Below are 14,010 nucleotides of genomic sequence, written 5' to 3' on the forward strand. Positions count from 1 at the left end.
GGTTCACACTTCAAAGCAATAAACCCTGAGTTCCTCACAGAAGTTCCGACCGGCCGTCCACGGGGAGCAGTGCACCGCCGGTCCGACTTGTTTCCCGGACGAGAGGCGCTAAACGGACGCATATCTTTTTCCAGCGGCTCGTCGAAACTAGCGTCGTGCGACGGGGGACCGGCCGTGCAAGGGGACCATCGGTATCCGCGACCATGAGCGAAGAGGGCGACGGAGACGCGCTCTCGCGGGACGTCGCGTTCGAGATACTGACGAATCCGCGCCGCCGGTACGCGATGGCGTACCTCCGTTCGCAGGACGAGCCGGTCCCCATCGGCGAACTCGCGGAGGCCGTCGCCGCATGGGAGCGCGATACGTCGGTAGAGCTCGTCTCCTCGAAGGAACGCAAGTCGGTCTACACGTCGCTGTACCAGACGCACCTGCCGAAGATGGCCGACGCGGGCGTCGTCGACTACGACCGCCACCGCGGCCGGGTCGCGCTGGCAGACCGGGCGGAAGAGCTCGACGACTACCTCGACCCGGAGCCGCACGTGCCGAACTGGAGCCGGTACTACCTCGCGCTCGCGCTCGTCAGCGGCGTCGCCGTCGCCTGTCGACTGGCGGGGATGTACCCGTTCACCGCCGTCCCGATGCTGGGGTACGTGGGCCTCGTCCTCGGGTCGTTCGTCGTGCTGTCGGCGGTCAATCTCGGGATGGCCCACCGGAACGGGCACTGAGAAGGCGTCACAGCGAGAACACGTCGCACCGCCCGGTCAGGCGGTCGGATGGCAGAGGTCGATGGCGTTCCTGACGGCCTCCTTGCGGCCGAGCAGGGTGACGTGGTCGCCCTTCTGGAGGGTGAAGTCCTCGTTGGGAACCTGCGTCTCGCCGTCGCGGCCCACCATGGCGATGAGGACGCCGTTCGGGAGTTCGTCGTCGAGGTCGTCGATGGTCGTCCCGACGAGGTCGGGTTCGGTGACCTCTATCTCCTGGACGTCGCCGGTGCGACCGAGTTCGGTCATCCAGTTCGACAGCGCGGGCCGCTCGATGACGTTGTCGATGGCCCACGCCGTCGCCATCGAGGCGTCGATGGTCCGGACGCCGAGGTCCTCGAACGCGTCGACGTTGTCCGGGTTGTTTGCCCGGGCGATGATGGTCTCGACGCCGAACTTCGACTCGGCGAGCTGGGCGACGAGCAGGTTCACGTCGTCGTCACCGGTCGCGGCGACGACGATGCGGGCGTTGTCCGCTCCCGCCGACCGGAGGACGTCGGTGTCGGTGCCGTCCCCCTTGTGGACGGTGAACCCGGCGTCGCGAGCGGTCTCGATGATCGTTTCGTCGTTCTCGATGATGACGACGTTCTCTCCCCGGTCTTCGAGGCGTTCGGCGAGCGCGCGGCCCACCTTTCCGCCTCCGACGATGATTACGCGCATAGGTATCACGTTGAGGTATTCGGCGATGTGTCGGGCGAAGCCGCCCTCGAACACGACGGTCGCGAGGATGACGAGGAAGACGGTGCCGACGAGCGTCGTCGCCTCGGCGGTCAGCCCGCGGCTCTGCAACTGGAAGGCGAACAGCGTGGCGACCGACGCGGGGATGATGCCGCGCGGGCCGACGAAGCTCATGAACAGCCGTTCGGCCTGCTCGAACTGGCCGCCAGTGGTCGAGAGCATGACGCCAAGCGGGCGGACAAGCAGCGCGACCGCGAGCACCACGACGACGCCGCCGACGCCCAGCGAGAGCAGGTCCCCGGGCCGCAGCAGCGCCGCCAGCGTGATGAACACGAAGGATAGGACGACGAGCGTGATGTCGCCCTTGAACTCCTCGATCTTCCCCTCGTACGGCAGGTCGGCGTTGCCGAGCAGGATGCCGGCGGTCGCGACCGCCGCGATGCCGGCCTCCCTGGCGAAGAAGTCGGCACCCGCGTAGGCCGCCAGCGCGCCCACCAGCACGAGCAGGCGGGCGTTCTGTGGCGCGTTGCCGCGCGCGAGGTCGACCTTCCGGAGCATGTACCAGATGACGCCCGCGACGAATATACCGACGAACAGGCCGGTACCGAGCTTGTTGACGAACTCGGCGACGAACTCGTTGACGTGGAACCCGGCGTCCTCGGTCAGCACGACCACCTCGAACATCACGACCGCGAGGATGGCGGCGGTCACGTCGTTGACGATGCCCTCCGTCTCCAGTGCCGCGCCGACCCGGTCGCGGACGGCGACGACCGAGAGGATGGGCGTGACGACCGTCGGCCCGGTCGCGACCAGCAGTGCGCCGATGAGGAACGCGAGGTCCCACCCCGTTCCGAGGGCGTACCGGACCGTGACCGCGGTGCCCAGCAGCGAGACGAGCGCGCCCACCGTCACCAGCTTGATCTGGGCCGACGGCGCCTCACGGAGCTTGTTCAGCTTCAGGTGGAAGGCGCCCTCGAAGACGATGATGGCGACGCTCAGGCCGACGATGGCCGACAGGGCGCCACCGAACGCGTCCGGGTTCAGGAATCCGATTCCCACCGGACCGACGACGACGCCGGACAGGATGAGGAAGAGCACGCTCGGCACCTGGAACCGGTCGGCCAGCACCTGTGCAACGACGCCGAGACCGATGACTGTCGCGACGATGACGAGCAAACCTGGACCTGACCCTGCTGACGCGGCACTCATGATGGAGTTTCGACTGAAGGTGATAGCTGGGTATGTATAAAAGCCACCTTTGCCGCCCAGCGATGGAACGACCATGAGGGATGGGGAGAAGGCTTTCGTCTCGTGCCACCAACCCATACCCATGCCGGAGCACCCGCTCAAACAGCGGTTCGTCCTCGACACGTCGGTGTTCCTGACCGACGAGATCCGCGCGGACGACGAGGACCTCGAAGCCGCCGTCGAACGCCTGCTCGACCGCGTCGCGACCGCGAAGCTCTCGCTGAACATCTCCTGTTACATCCCGCCGTCCGTCCACGACGAACTGACGGGCGTCCTCGTCGAGCGCGGCGTCGACGACCGCGTCCTCTCGAAGCTGGAGACGTGGGTCATCAAGAAGAACCCGGCCCGCTTCGAGGTGACCATCCCCGCCGAACTCGTCTACCAGTTCGTCGACGAGATGAGCGACCGCGTCGACCGCGGCCTCCGCGTCTCGGAGAAGGCGGTCCGCAAGGCCGAGGACTCCCGGACCGACGGCGACGGCCGGGTCGACGTCGACGAGGTCATCGCCGACCTGCGGAGCGAGTACCGCTCGGCGCTGCGCCGTGGCGTGCTCGACTCCCGCGAGGACTTCGACCTGCTCGTGCTCGCCCGCGAACTCGACGCCGGCGTCGTCACCGAGGACACCGGCATCATCGACTGGGCGGAGAACTTCGGCCTGCGCTACCTCCGCGGCCGGGACTTCCCCACGCTGCTCGACGAGTACCTCGACGCCGCCGAGGACACCTGACCGGGTCGGGACCTGCCCCCGTTCTCGACTCAGGCGCGCCGCTCGATGAACGACGACACCCGCGACAGTCCGTCCTCCAGTTCCTCGGTCGGCAGGCCGAACCCGATGCGGAAGTACTCCTCGTGGCCGAACAGGTCGCCGGGCGCGAGGACGACGCTCTCCTCCTCGACGACGCCGCGACAGAACTCCCGGGCATCGTCGAACCCGTCGGGCACCGTGACGAAGCCGTTGACGCCCACCGGGTCGTACCAGTCGAGGTCGTGCTCGTCGACGAACCGCTGCACTCGCTCGCGATGGTCGCTCGCCAGGTCGCGGTTCTCGTCGAGAATCTCGTCCTCCTGCTCGCCGAGCGCCTGCCGGGCGACGTGCTGGCCGATCTTCGACGGCGAGATGGTGGTGTAGTCCTTCCACTGCAGCGCGCCGTCGACGACGTCCTCGTCGCCGACGACCCAGCCGAACCGCAGGCCGGCGAGGCCGTACGCCTTGGTGAGACTGGTCGTGCTGATGCCGTACTCGCCCATGCTGGCGACGGGCGGCAGCGGGTCCTCGGCCAGCAGGCGATACACCTCGTCGCAGAGGAGGTACGCGCCGGCGTCCGCCGCTATGTCGTAGACCGCCTGGACCGTCTCCTGCGGGTGGTAGCGGCCGGTGGGGTTGTTCGGGTTGTTCAGCACGACGACGGCGGTGTCGGGGCGGACGGCGTCCGCGACGGCGTCGACGTCGAGTTCCCACTCCGGCGGTTCGAGCGGGACCCGGGTCACCTCGCCGAGCGCCTCCGGCACCGCGTGGAGCGCCTGGTAGGTCGGGGTTACGACGACAGCGTGACTCTTTGAGTCACGTTTAATGGAGGCGGCATCGCCGCCTCCCTGCTCGCCCACCTCGCCAAGCAGCGAGAGGAAGGCGAGGAAGTTCGCCTCCTGGGTGCCGCAGGTGAACGCCACCTCGTCGGCGGTGCGGTCGTAGCGCGTCGCGACCTCGGCCCGGAAGTCGGGGTCGCCGTTCGTCGGGATGACGTACCCGAGCTTCCCCGGGTCGAGGTCGAACCGCGAGGCGTCGAGGCTGCGGATGCCGCTCTCGGCGAGCATGATGTCGGCGTCGTGTTCGTACTTGTCGAACCAGCGCTCCAGTCCGAACGGGGCGATTTCCATGGTCGGGACTCGCCGCCGGAGCGCGAAAAGCTACCGGAAGGGGAAAGCAGGGGAATCGAACGACGTCCCGGTCAACGGGTCGAGTCTGACGACCCCGCGTACCGCTGCCAGAGGAGACCGACCCCGACCAGCACCGGCGTCGCCAGCACGACGACCGTTCCCAGTCGGTCGTTTCCGGTTGCGAACGTGGCGAGAATTCCGACGAGCGAGAACAGCCACGCACCCGCGACGAACCACTCGGCCCGGCCGTCCGGCAGTGCAGGGTCCACGTCCGGAGCGACGAGACGTCGCAAGGAAAGGTACTGGAGGACGACCACCATCGGAACCGCGCCCGCGAGCGTCCAGTTTCGTGCCGGCGAACGCCGGTTCGAATCCCGGGCAGGGCGACGTTCGTCCGGACCCAGTTCACTCCCGCTCCTCGCGCTCCCGGAGGTTCTGGCGGGTGAACTGCGGCGTCGCGCGGATGCCGCGGCGGCCGCGGAACGAGCGGTAGAGCAGACCGGCCGTGACGAGCGCGAGCACGCCTGCCGCTACCGCGGCCTGCAGCGTCGAGAAGGCGAACAGCAGGCCGGCGGTGAGCAGGCTGAAGGAGAGCAGCATGCCGTAGACGAGGCGCTTGGCGAGCAGGGCGAAGACGTCGTTGCCGTCCTCGACGTCGACGCGGACGTACATGTCGTCGCGGTCGATGCGGTCGAGGGTGCGCTCCAGTTTCGGCGGGACGCGCACCACCGACTGGGCGGACGCCTGCACCTGGTCACCCGCCTCCTCGAAGAACTGCCGGATGGACTCCTCGCGGTACCCCTGCTCGGTGAGGTAGTCCGTCGCGACCGAGATGAAGTCGAAGTCGGGGTCGAGCGTGACACAGACCCCCTCGACGACGGTGGCGACCCGCAGGACGAGCGCGAGGTTGGAGGGGAGCCGCAGCGGGAACTCGTAGATCGTGTCCTCGACCTGCGAGACGATCTGCTGGACGCGGTAGGTCTCGATGTCCTCGCCGCGGGCGTCCTGGATGGCCAGTTCCATCACGTCGCCCATCACCGCGCGGTCGGCGTCCGGGCTCAGCGTCCCCATCTCGATGAGGGCGTCGAGGATGGCGTCGATGTCCTGGTTGGCGACGGCGACGTAGAAGTCGACGATCTTCTCCTGGATGAACGAATCGACCCGGCCGCTCATCCCGAAGTCGTAGAAGACGACGGTGCCGTCGTCCTGCACGGCGAGGTTGCCGGGATGGGGGTCGGCGTGGAAGACCCCGTCCTCGATTATCATCTGGAGGTAGGCGCGCTGGAGCGTCTCGGCGAGTTCGTACCGGTCCAGGCCCTTCCGGTCGAGGGTCTCGACGTCGTTGATCTTCGTCCCCCCGACGTACTCCATCGTCAGCACGCGCGGGCCGGAGTGGCTCTCGACGACGGCGGGGATGGCGACGTCGGGGTCGTCCGCGAAGTTCTCGCGGATTTCGGTCAGCATCGTCGCCTCGCGGTCGTAGTTCATCTCCTCGCGGATGGTCTTGGCGAACTCGTCGGCGAGGTTCTCCAGCGAGAACGCCCGCGCCTGGCCGATGAACTGCATCAGGATGGGGACCGACCAGCGGATGACCCGGAGGTCGGCGGCGACCAGTTCCTCGATGCCCGGCCGGCGGACCTTCACGGCGACGCGCTGGCCGTCGATCTGGGCGTCGTACACCTGCCCCAGGCTCGCGCCGCTGATGGCGTCGGTGTCGAACGAGTCGAACCGCTCGTCGACGGGACCGAGTTCCGCCTCGACGACCTCCTTCGCCGCGTCCCAGTCGGCCGGCGGCACCTCGTCCTGGAGCTTCGACAGCTCGTCGACGTACTCCGGCGGGAGGATGTCGGGCCTGGTCGACAGCAGCTGTCCGAGCTTGATGAACGTCGGCCCGAGGGTCAGAAGCGACGAGAGGAGGGTGTTCGCGCGCTCGATGCGCGTCTCGCTGTCGACCCGCCGCGACCCGCCGAAGAGGAAGAACCGGCGCCGGTCGCGGGCGTAGCTCAGCAGCAGCGGCAGGAAGTGCCAGGCGACGACGAAGAACCGACGGTAGGCGCGGAGGTTGACCAGAGTGACCACCCGCGATTACCGGCTCTCGACGGGGATCGACTGCTCGGGGGCGGCCGAGCGCTTCGGGAGCGTGATTTCGAGCACGCCGCGGTCGATGGTCGCCTCCGCGCCGGAGCCGGTGGCGTCCGGCGGCAGCGGGAGTTCGGCGTCGAGGAACAGCGACCGGTCCTCGCGGAGGTAGTCGAACGCCGCCGGGACCGACTTCTCGCGCCGCGCTTCGACGAGGAGTCGGCCGTCGTCGACCTCGATGTCCACCGTCTCCTCGGTCACGCCGGGCATGTCGATGGCGAGGAGGTACGCGTCGTCACTCTCCAGCAGGTCGGCGAAGACGGTGTCCGGAAGCTCTCGCATCGCGTCACGCAGCGCTGACATACCCGTGCCTTGGTTTCGAGGGGCGAAAAAGGGTACGGTCGGACGAGGCGGTCCGTCCGGTCGTTCTCAAGCCCGCACACGCTGAAGTGACTGGCCGCCGAGGGATGGGACATGGCGACCGAACTCGCGGCGGGGGTCTGGTGGCTCGACCTGGGGAACGTGAACTGTTACCTGGCGGACGACGACGACACGCTGACGCTCGTCGACGCCGGCACGCCGTTCGACCGCCGGGACGTGACGACGGGCGTCCGCGACGCGGGCTACGGCGTGTCCGATATCGAGCGCGTTCTCGTCACCCACTACGACTTCGACCACGTCGGCGCGCTGGCGCGCCTCCCCGACCTGGACGCGACGGTCCACGTCGGCGACCCGGACGCCGCGTTCCTGACCGGCGAACGGCGGCCCGACTGGCACAACCACAAGGGCGCGCTCCAGCGCGCGACCGGCCCGCTGCTGTCCACGCCCGACCTCCCGGTCGAGGTGGTCGCCGACGGCGACGAGGTCGGGAGCTTCACCGCCTACCACGCGCCGGGGCACACGCCCGGTCACGTCGTCTACGTCAGCGAGGCGCTCGACGTCGCCTTCCTCGGCGACCTCGTGCGCGAACGCGACGGGGAACTGGCGGCGTCGCCGTGGGTCGTCAGCTACGACACCGACGCGGTGACCGAGAGCGTGCGGTCGCTCGCCGACCGCCTCCCGGCCTTCTCGGTGGCGGCGATGGGGCACGGCGTCCCGTTCGTCCGCGACGGCAGCGAGCGACTGGCGGACCTGGCGGCGAGGCTGTGAGTCGCGGGGAGCAGGTCCGGAGGCTACGCCGGACGGTCACTGGACCCGCGCGGCGAGCGCGGGGTACGCGAGGAGGCCGCCCTGGGCGGCCGCGTTGGCGGCGAACACGGCGGGGAGCGGGAGCGACAGTCGCAGACCGGCGTACGACAGCACGCCGATGGCACCCAGGCCGACGACGGCGGCGACGGGACCCATCCGCCGCGACGTCGGGACGTCGAGGCCCCGCCAGGCGACCAGCGCGCCGACGGAACCCCCGAACGCGGCGACGGCTTCGATGCCGCCGCCGGTGGTGACGACCGACGCGCCGGCGAGGGCGGCCGCGAGCGCGAACGCGGGCGTGGGCCGCCAGTCCAGGCCAACGACGACGACGGCGAGGTAGACCAGCCCCACCGCGACGCCGACGAGCACGTCGACGAAGAAGTGGACGCCGATGGCGAGTCGCGAGAACGTCACCAGCAGGACGACGAGGGCTGCGACGGCGACGCGAACGCGGTGATGGGCGCGGTCGAGCGAGAGCGCCAGCAGCCCCCAGACGACGGTCGCCCCCACGGCGTGGCCGCTCGGGAAGCCGTAGCCGTCGGCGTGGACGAACTGGAGGTCGACCGGCGGCCGCGGGGAGGCGAACAGGCCCTTCAGCGCCAGGGTCAGCGAGAGCGCACCGAGCGTCGCGCCGATGACGAACCCCCAGCGACGCCGGTCGTCGCCGAACCAGTACAGCAGCGTGAGGACGACGAAGAAGAACCAGGCGTCGCCGAGCTGTGTCAGGACCGCGAACGCCGCGCGGACGGTCGGCGGCAGCACCTCGCGCAGCCACTCGGTGACCCCCCAGTCACGGAGCAGCGCGAGGGCCAGCGGTACCGACAGGGCCATGCTCACGAGCGCCAGTCGCTGACGCGCCCCGCCACGCGGCCGGGGACGCCGAGCGCGCTCACGCCGGCACCGACCAGCAGCATCAGCGAGTACAGCCCCAGCGTCGACAGCCAGACGACGACCATCGCGGCGATGGCCCAGCCGCCGTCGAGCCAGCGGAACGCGCCGAGCGTCATCAGCGTGCCGTACAGCAGGACGAGATACGGACCCCACCCGCGGGCGTGACCGCGACGCATCCGGGAACGGACGTACTGTTTGAGCTCCGACTCCAGTTGCGGCTTCTCGACCGTTCGTTCGTCGATGTCCTGCTCGAACTCCTCGAGGTCTGCCTCCACCTGCCGCAAGGTGTCCCGCAGTTCGAGGATGTCCGGTGCGGACTGGTCCGTATCGTCGGTCATGTGGTCCCCTCGGTCTACTTGCTGTTGTTTCGTGACGTCCGCCTGGCCTTTAGTTTTCCTGAACGACCGGGGCTCCGCGAGGGCGACAGCGACGACTGCCGGAACGGCACCGGAGCATCGTCGGACGTCCCGACGGTCAGAAGTCGCCGAGCTGCGACTGGCCGGCGTCGCTCTCGACGCCCGCCATGGTCGCAGCGGTGTCGAGGGCGTTCGCGAACGTGTCCGCCTGGCTGCGGTCGTACAGAGTCGCAGCCGGGTGAACGCAGACGAGCACGTCGCGGCGCTCGCCGCCAAGGTCGACCGTCTCGACCGACCCGGCCTCCTTCGTCACCGCCACGTCGCGGTCGAGCAAGTGCTCGCTGGGGACCTTCCCGAGGGTGACGACGACGTCGGGGTCGACCCGTTCGACCTCCGCGTCGAGGTACTCGCGGCAGTTCTCGAGCTCCTCGCCGGTCGGGTCGCGGTTCTCCGGCGGACGACAGCGCACGCAGTTGGTGATGCGGACGTCGGCGCGCTCGACGCCGCGCTCGCGCAGTTGCTCGTCGAGGACGCTCCCGCTGCGGCCGACGAACGGTTCGCCCTGCTCGTCCTCGTTCTGGCCGGGTGCCTCGCCGACGAAGAGCAGGTCGGCGTCCGCCGGTCCGACGCCGCTGACGATGCGACTCCGGCAGTCGACCAGCGCCGGACAGCGTTCGCACTCCGTGACTTCGAGACCCTCCATCGTACCCATGCGCGGCCAGAGGAGCGAGGAGTATTAAGTTCCGGCGGGACGCCGGCGGGAGGAGAATCGGCCGGAGTGGAGACGAATCGACCGTCAGGCCGCGTCGACGGTGGAGAAGACGAACTCCCGGAGGAGCTTCCCGGCGAGGGCGGCCGCCTGACCGTCGTCGCGGTCGTTGACCTCGACGGCGTCGAACCCGACGACGTCCGCGGCGGCGGCCACGTCGCGGACGACGTCGCGCATCTCGCGGGGGTGCAGGCCGAACGGCTCCATCGTGCCGGTTCCCGGGACGAAGCCGGGGTCGGCGGCGTCGACGTCGACGCTGAGGTAGACGTCGCCGTCGAGCGACGGCCGCCAGTCCGCGACGCCCTCGGGCGGGACGACGGTCACGTCGGCCTCGGCGGCGCGGTCGTACTCCGCCTCGCTACCGGTGCGTGCGCCGATGACGACGGCGCGGTCGGCCACGTCGAGGGCGTGGCGGGTGACGGTCGCGTGGCTCAGCGGGTTGCCGTCGTACTCCGCCCGCAGGTCGAGGTGCGCGTCCAGACAGACGAAGACGTCGGGGTCGGTCGCCCGCACGCCGGCGACGGTGACGGTGTGCTCGCCGCCGAGCAGGAGCGGGACGGCGTCGTCCCAGACGACGTCGGTGAGGACGCCCTCCAGGTACTCCAGGTACTCGGCGGCGTCGTCCCACGCGCGGACGTCGCCGTGGTCGTGGACGGCAAGATCCGAGAAGTGTCGGCCTGTCCGGCCGTCGAAGTCGTCGAACGTCCGGGCGAACTGCCGGACGCGGTCGGGTCCGAATCGGGTTCCGGGCTGGAACGTGGTAGAGACGTCGAGCGGTGCGCCGACGACGACGAAGTCGGCCGCGTCACGGCCGGCGACCGCTCCGGGGAACATCTATTCGAGAATCTTCCGCTGGTCTTCCATCTCGAGGTACTCGATCTCGTCGTCGGGCGAGAGGTTCGCGTCCTCGGGGGTCTGGATGGTGATGGTCTCGTAGGTCTCCAGGTCCATGACCTGCGCGACGGTGGCGCTCTCGACGCTGACGACCTGGCCCTGCTTGCGCTCGATGATGGGGACCCAGATCTTGGCGTCGACCGGCTGGCTCAGACTGCGCTTCTTGCCGTCGAAGACGCCCTCGGCCTCGATGCGGGCCTTGGCGCTCCCGTGCTTCCCGGGCTTGGCCGTGCTGTAGGAGTTGATCTTGCAGGCCGCGTCGTCGATCATGACGTAGTTTCCTTCCTGGAGATCGCGCACTTCGCTCTGCTCTTTCGCCATGTCGCGGGATTGCGCGCCCTCGGGTATAAACGGTTTGGAAACGCGTCGCTGGACGTCGACGGACGGACGTGAGAAGGACGCGAGCGCCGCGAATAGGACCCGAACGGGAGACGTTTTCAGCGACCTCTACGACCGTGGCTGGCTCACGCCAGTTTCGCGAACGCCGCTGTCGCGTCGTCCGGTACTTGGTCTTCACGACCGTCCTCACGGACGGTTGTCAGGCCGTCTCGGTTCTCCGTCGGAGCGTTGACCTCGCTGCCGTCTTACCGACCTCTCGGTTTTTGCTCCGCTTTCACGCCCTCCCGGACGTGAACCGCTCGGTTTGCCCCCGCGGCTCTCGCCGCAACGAGTAGTAGGCAGTCGATAATTATAAAACTTTCTCGAAATTTGTGACTTGTTACCACAGTAAATGAACGCCGTCCCGCGACCGAAGCGTGTCAACTATATTACGATGCGCTTTTCACCGTGGGCTCCAGAGTCTCCGGAGACACATGGACGAGAGCGACGGGGAGCCCACCGACGACGACGGGGTCTACCGCGTCCAGCACGAACTGGGCGGGGAGCGGTCGCTGAGCACGACCGTCGTCATGGCCGTCGCCGACGTGGCCGGCGTCAGTCCGGCGGACATCCCGGAACAGCTGTACGACGTCGTCGACCCGGAGGCGCTCGACAGCCTGTTCGGACCGAAGGAGAGCGGAGCGCCACGGAAGGGCGGCCGGCTGTCGTTCTCGCTGTACGGCCACCACGTGACCGTCCGCGGCAACGGCGTCGTGACCGTCCAGTCCGGCCTCGCACGCATCAAGCAGAACGGCGGGAACCTCCTCGTCGTCGGCTCCGTCCCCGACTCCGTCCTCGACACCGCGAGTTCGCTGCTGCTCGGCGAGACGGCGGTCGGGCGGACGCGCGTCTTCGCGCTCCACGACCGCGACGTCGCGACGGCACGGCGACGGCTCTCGCTCGCACGGTCGAGCGGCGAGAACGCACACGTCGTCGACTACCACACCGGCGCCCGGTCGGCGACCGCGTCGGCGGCGGCGGAGGTCGGGCCGACCGTCGACCGCGTGACCGGCGACCTCGACGACCTCCGCGACGCGGTCGTCGACGTCGTCGAACGCCTCGACGACGAACGGCGGTTCGACCCCGCGGAACTGCGGCTCTGCTTCGACTCGCTGCGTCCGGTCGTCGACGACCACGACGAGACCGCGGTCGAGGCGTTCCTCGCTCCGATCTGCGAGGCCGTCGAGGCGGCGTCCGGGATGGGCCACTACGTCCTCCCCGTCGCGTACGACTCGCCGGCCGTCCAGTCCATCGCGGGGACGTTCGACGCCGTCGTCGAGTTGCGGGCCGGCGACTTCGGCCCCGAGCAGCGGTGGCACCTCCGCGCGGCTGACCACACGACGGGCTGGTTCGACCTCTGACCGCCGCGAGCAGGCTCGACCTCCGACGCAAAACGCCCTTCACGCCGCCGCTCCTATCGCGACCGATGACCGACGAGACGACTCGCGCGGCGTTCGAGACGCACGACGCCTTCGAACGGGACGGCCCGGACGCGTTCGCGGTGACGACGACGCGGTTCGACGCCACCGTGCGGACGGACGACGACCGCGTGACTGTACGACTACCGACGCTCGACGCCGTCGTCGCCGGCGAGACGGTCGCCGACGTGGTCGAGGACGGCTGGTACGAGACGCTGGAGCGGCGACTCGACGACGTCCACACCGTCGTCGAGGCCGACGACGCGTCGCCGCCCGAGTTGACCCGCGACGACGAGCAGGTCGTCCTCGTGGTCGCGTTCGGGTCGACGCCCGCACCCGACGACGCGCTGGCCGTCGTCGACTACGCGGAGGGGACGTGGCTCCAGGGCGTCGTCCCGGGCTACGACTACCGGGAGCCGGCGGCAGGGCTCATCGAGCAGGCACGGCAGAGCTACGACGACGACGGGGGACGGGGCAGCGGCGGACCGCGCTAGTCCATCGCGATGTAGGTGTGGGTGTCCTCGACGCCCCGGATGCCCTGGATGCCGTTCGCGGCGATCTCTTTCACCTCCGCGGGCTGGTCGACCTCGACGCGGACGATGAGGTCGACGTCGCCGGCGACGATGTGGGCGTCCCGCACGCCGTCGATGTCGAGGATGGAACCTTTGAGTCGGTCGGCCTCGCCGGTGTTCGCCTTGACCATGACGTAGGCTGCGACCATCTCAGGCACCCCCCGCGATGGCGCGGCTGGTGTCCCCGACGAGGATGCGGCGCACGTCCTCCAGGACGTCGAAGTCGGCGAGCACCGCGATGCGGTCGCCCGTCTCCAGCGAGTCGTCCGGGAACGGGATGCCCATCGGTTCGCCCTCCTTCCCGAACGCGAGCAGTCGGGAGTCGGCGGGGAGTTCGAGTTCGCTGATGGAGTACCCCTCCATCGGCGACTCGTCGGTGATGGTGAGCTCGACCACCTGGAGGTTCTGTGCGATGTCGGCGATGGCGCGGATGTTCCCGCCCAGCAGGGCGTTCTTCGCGCCGATGGCGCCGAGGCGCTCCGGGTAGACGACCTCGTCGACGTCGCTCGCGAACTTCCGGTAGATGTCCTCCCGGTAGTCCTCGTCGATGCGGAGGATGGTCCGGCAGCCGTAGTGCTTGCCGACCATGCACGCCGCGAAGTTGACGTTCAGGTCGCCCGTCAGTCCGCCGACCGCGTCCGCCGACGAGACGTCGGCCTCCTTGAGCACGTCCTCGCTGGAGCCGTCGCCCTCGACGGTCTCGAACCCGTCGTTGCGCGCGCGGTCGGCCTTGTTCACGTCGTTCTCGACCAGCACCACCTCGTGACCCTCCTCCCGGAGCACGCGCGCGGTGCGCAACCCCACGCGCCCTGCACCAATGATAACGAATCGCATGGTCGGCCGTACGCCAGTGAGGTTGAATAACCTTTCTCCGGGGGAAGGATTTTTCTCCTATGGTAGAGT

Annotated in this window: 17 protein-coding genes; 5 read left to right on the forward strand and 12 right to left on the reverse strand. The window is 69.0% G+C overall.

The features are described from left to right. Positions 1 to 203: 203 nt before the first annotated feature. The gene (locus NKT36_RS06905; RefSeq protein WP_327053223.1) at positions 204 to 725 is read left to right on the forward strand and encodes a DUF7344 domain-containing protein; all 522 of its coding nucleotides are present in this window, start codon (positions 204 to 206) and stop codon (positions 723 to 725) included. 36 nt (positions 726 to 761) lie between these two features. On the opposite strand, the gene NKT36_RS06910 is transcribed toward NKT36_RS06905, so the two are convergent. After that, positions 762 to 2,648, reverse strand: a complete 1,887-nt coding sequence (locus NKT36_RS06910) for a cation:proton antiporter domain-containing protein (protein ID WP_327053224.1) — start codon at positions 2,646 to 2,648, stop codon at positions 762 to 764. Positions 2,649 to 2,769: 121 nt separating this feature from the next. Between NKT36_RS06910 and NKT36_RS06915 the strand changes: the two genes are divergently transcribed. Continuing rightward, complete coding sequence (locus NKT36_RS06915; protein ID WP_327053225.1) at positions 2,770 to 3,414, forward strand: RNA ligase partner protein; 645 nt, start codon at positions 2,770 to 2,772, stop codon at positions 3,412 to 3,414. 29 nt (positions 3,415 to 3,443) lie between these two features. On the opposite strand, the gene NKT36_RS06920 is transcribed toward NKT36_RS06915, so the two are convergent. The 4 genes from NKT36_RS06920 to NKT36_RS06935 all read right to left on the reverse strand — a co-directional run bounded on the left by NKT36_RS06920 (position 3,444) and on the right by NKT36_RS06935 (position 7,004). Beyond that, on the reverse strand, positions 3,444 to 4,562 hold the full coding sequence (locus NKT36_RS06920; protein ID WP_327053226.1) for an aminotransferase class I/II-fold pyridoxal phosphate-dependent enzyme: 1,119 nt from the start codon (positions 4,560 to 4,562) through the stop codon (positions 3,444 to 3,446). Positions 4,563 to 4,633: 71 nt separating this feature from the next. Beyond that, positions 4,634 to 4,831 (reverse strand): hypothetical protein, encoded by a 198-nt coding sequence (locus NKT36_RS06925; protein WP_327053227.1) that lies wholly within the window; start codon positions 4,829 to 4,831, stop codon positions 4,634 to 4,636. A gap of 136 nt (positions 4,832 to 4,967) precedes the next feature. Beyond that, complete coding sequence (locus tag NKT36_RS06930) at positions 4,968 to 6,641, reverse strand: ABC1 kinase family protein (RefSeq protein WP_327053228.1); 1,674 nt, start codon at positions 6,639 to 6,641, stop codon at positions 4,968 to 4,970. A 6-nt stretch (positions 6,642 to 6,647) separates the two neighbouring features. Next, the gene (locus NKT36_RS06935) at positions 6,648 to 7,004 is read right to left on the reverse strand and encodes an Hsp20/alpha crystallin family protein (RefSeq protein WP_327053229.1); all 357 of its coding nucleotides are present in this window, start codon (positions 7,002 to 7,004) and stop codon (positions 6,648 to 6,650) included. 111 nt (positions 7,005 to 7,115) lie between these two features. Here NKT36_RS06935 and NKT36_RS06940 point away from each other — a divergent pair, with 111 nt between their 5' ends. Then, complete coding sequence (locus tag NKT36_RS06940) at positions 7,116 to 7,790, forward strand: MBL fold metallo-hydrolase (RefSeq protein ID WP_327053230.1); 675 nt, start codon at positions 7,116 to 7,118, stop codon at positions 7,788 to 7,790. 36 nt (positions 7,791 to 7,826) lie between these two features. Here the strand turns inward: NKT36_RS06940 and NKT36_RS06945 are convergent, their stop codons facing one another. From NKT36_RS06945 to NKT36_RS06965, 5 genes are all read right to left on the reverse strand, one after another. Further along, on the reverse strand, positions 7,827 to 8,660 hold the full coding sequence (locus NKT36_RS06945; RefSeq protein WP_327053231.1) for a phosphatase PAP2 family protein: 834 nt from the start codon (positions 8,658 to 8,660) through the stop codon (positions 7,827 to 7,829). 2 nt (positions 8,661 to 8,662) lie between these two features. After that, positions 8,663 to 9,058 carry a ribonuclease BN gene (locus NKT36_RS06950; protein ID WP_327053232.1) on the reverse strand — a complete coding sequence of 132 codons (396 nt, stop codon included), beginning with the start codon at positions 9,056 to 9,058 and terminating at the stop codon, positions 8,663 to 8,665. Between the two features lie 136 nt (positions 9,059 to 9,194). Further along, positions 9,195 to 9,788: a uracil-DNA glycosylase gene (locus tag NKT36_RS06955; protein WP_327053233.1), complete on the reverse strand. Its 594-nt coding sequence runs from the start codon at positions 9,786 to 9,788 to the stop codon at positions 9,195 to 9,197. Between the two features lie 84 nt (positions 9,789 to 9,872). Beyond that, positions 9,873 to 10,679 (reverse strand): agmatinase, encoded by an 807-nt coding sequence (gene speB, locus NKT36_RS06960; RefSeq protein WP_327053234.1) that lies wholly within the window; start codon positions 10,677 to 10,679, stop codon positions 9,873 to 9,875. Further along, entirely contained in the window at positions 10,680 to 11,060 is a 381-nt protein-coding gene (locus NKT36_RS06965; RefSeq protein WP_327053235.1) for a translation initiation factor IF-5A, read from the reverse strand. It lies immediately after the preceding gene. 491 nt (positions 11,061 to 11,551) lie between these two features. Between NKT36_RS06965 and NKT36_RS06970 the strand changes: the two genes are divergently transcribed. Both NKT36_RS06970 and NKT36_RS06975 read left to right on the forward strand, forming a co-directional pair. Next, positions 11,552 to 12,478 (forward strand): DUF7504 family protein, encoded by a 927-nt coding sequence (locus NKT36_RS06970; protein WP_327053236.1) that lies wholly within the window; start codon positions 11,552 to 11,554, stop codon positions 12,476 to 12,478. Positions 12,479 to 12,543: 65 nt separating this feature from the next. Next, entirely contained in the window at positions 12,544 to 13,029 is a 486-nt protein-coding gene (locus NKT36_RS06975; RefSeq protein ID WP_327053237.1) for a DUF5813 family protein, read from the forward strand. On the opposite strand, the gene NKT36_RS06980 is transcribed toward NKT36_RS06975, so the two are convergent. Together NKT36_RS06980 and NKT36_RS06985 are read right to left on the reverse strand one after the other, a co-directional pair. Beyond that, positions 13,026 to 13,256 (reverse strand): Lrp/AsnC family transcriptional regulator, encoded by a 231-nt coding sequence (locus NKT36_RS06980; protein ID WP_327053238.1) that lies wholly within the window; start codon positions 13,254 to 13,256, stop codon positions 13,026 to 13,028. The two genes, NKT36_RS06975 and NKT36_RS06980, sit on opposite strands and share 4 nt — an antisense overlap. Position 13,257: 1 nt before the next feature. After that, positions 13,258 to 13,941 (reverse strand): potassium channel family protein, encoded by a 684-nt coding sequence (locus tag NKT36_RS06985; protein WP_327053239.1) that lies wholly within the window; start codon positions 13,939 to 13,941, stop codon positions 13,258 to 13,260. Positions 13,942 to 14,010 lie beyond the last annotated feature (69 nt).

Source organism: Halomicrococcus gelatinilyticus (assembly GCA_024227995.1).
In the GTDB taxonomy this organism is placed as follows: domain Archaea; phylum Halobacteriota; class Halobacteria; order Halobacteriales; family Haladaptataceae; genus Halomicrococcus; species Halomicrococcus gelatinilyticus.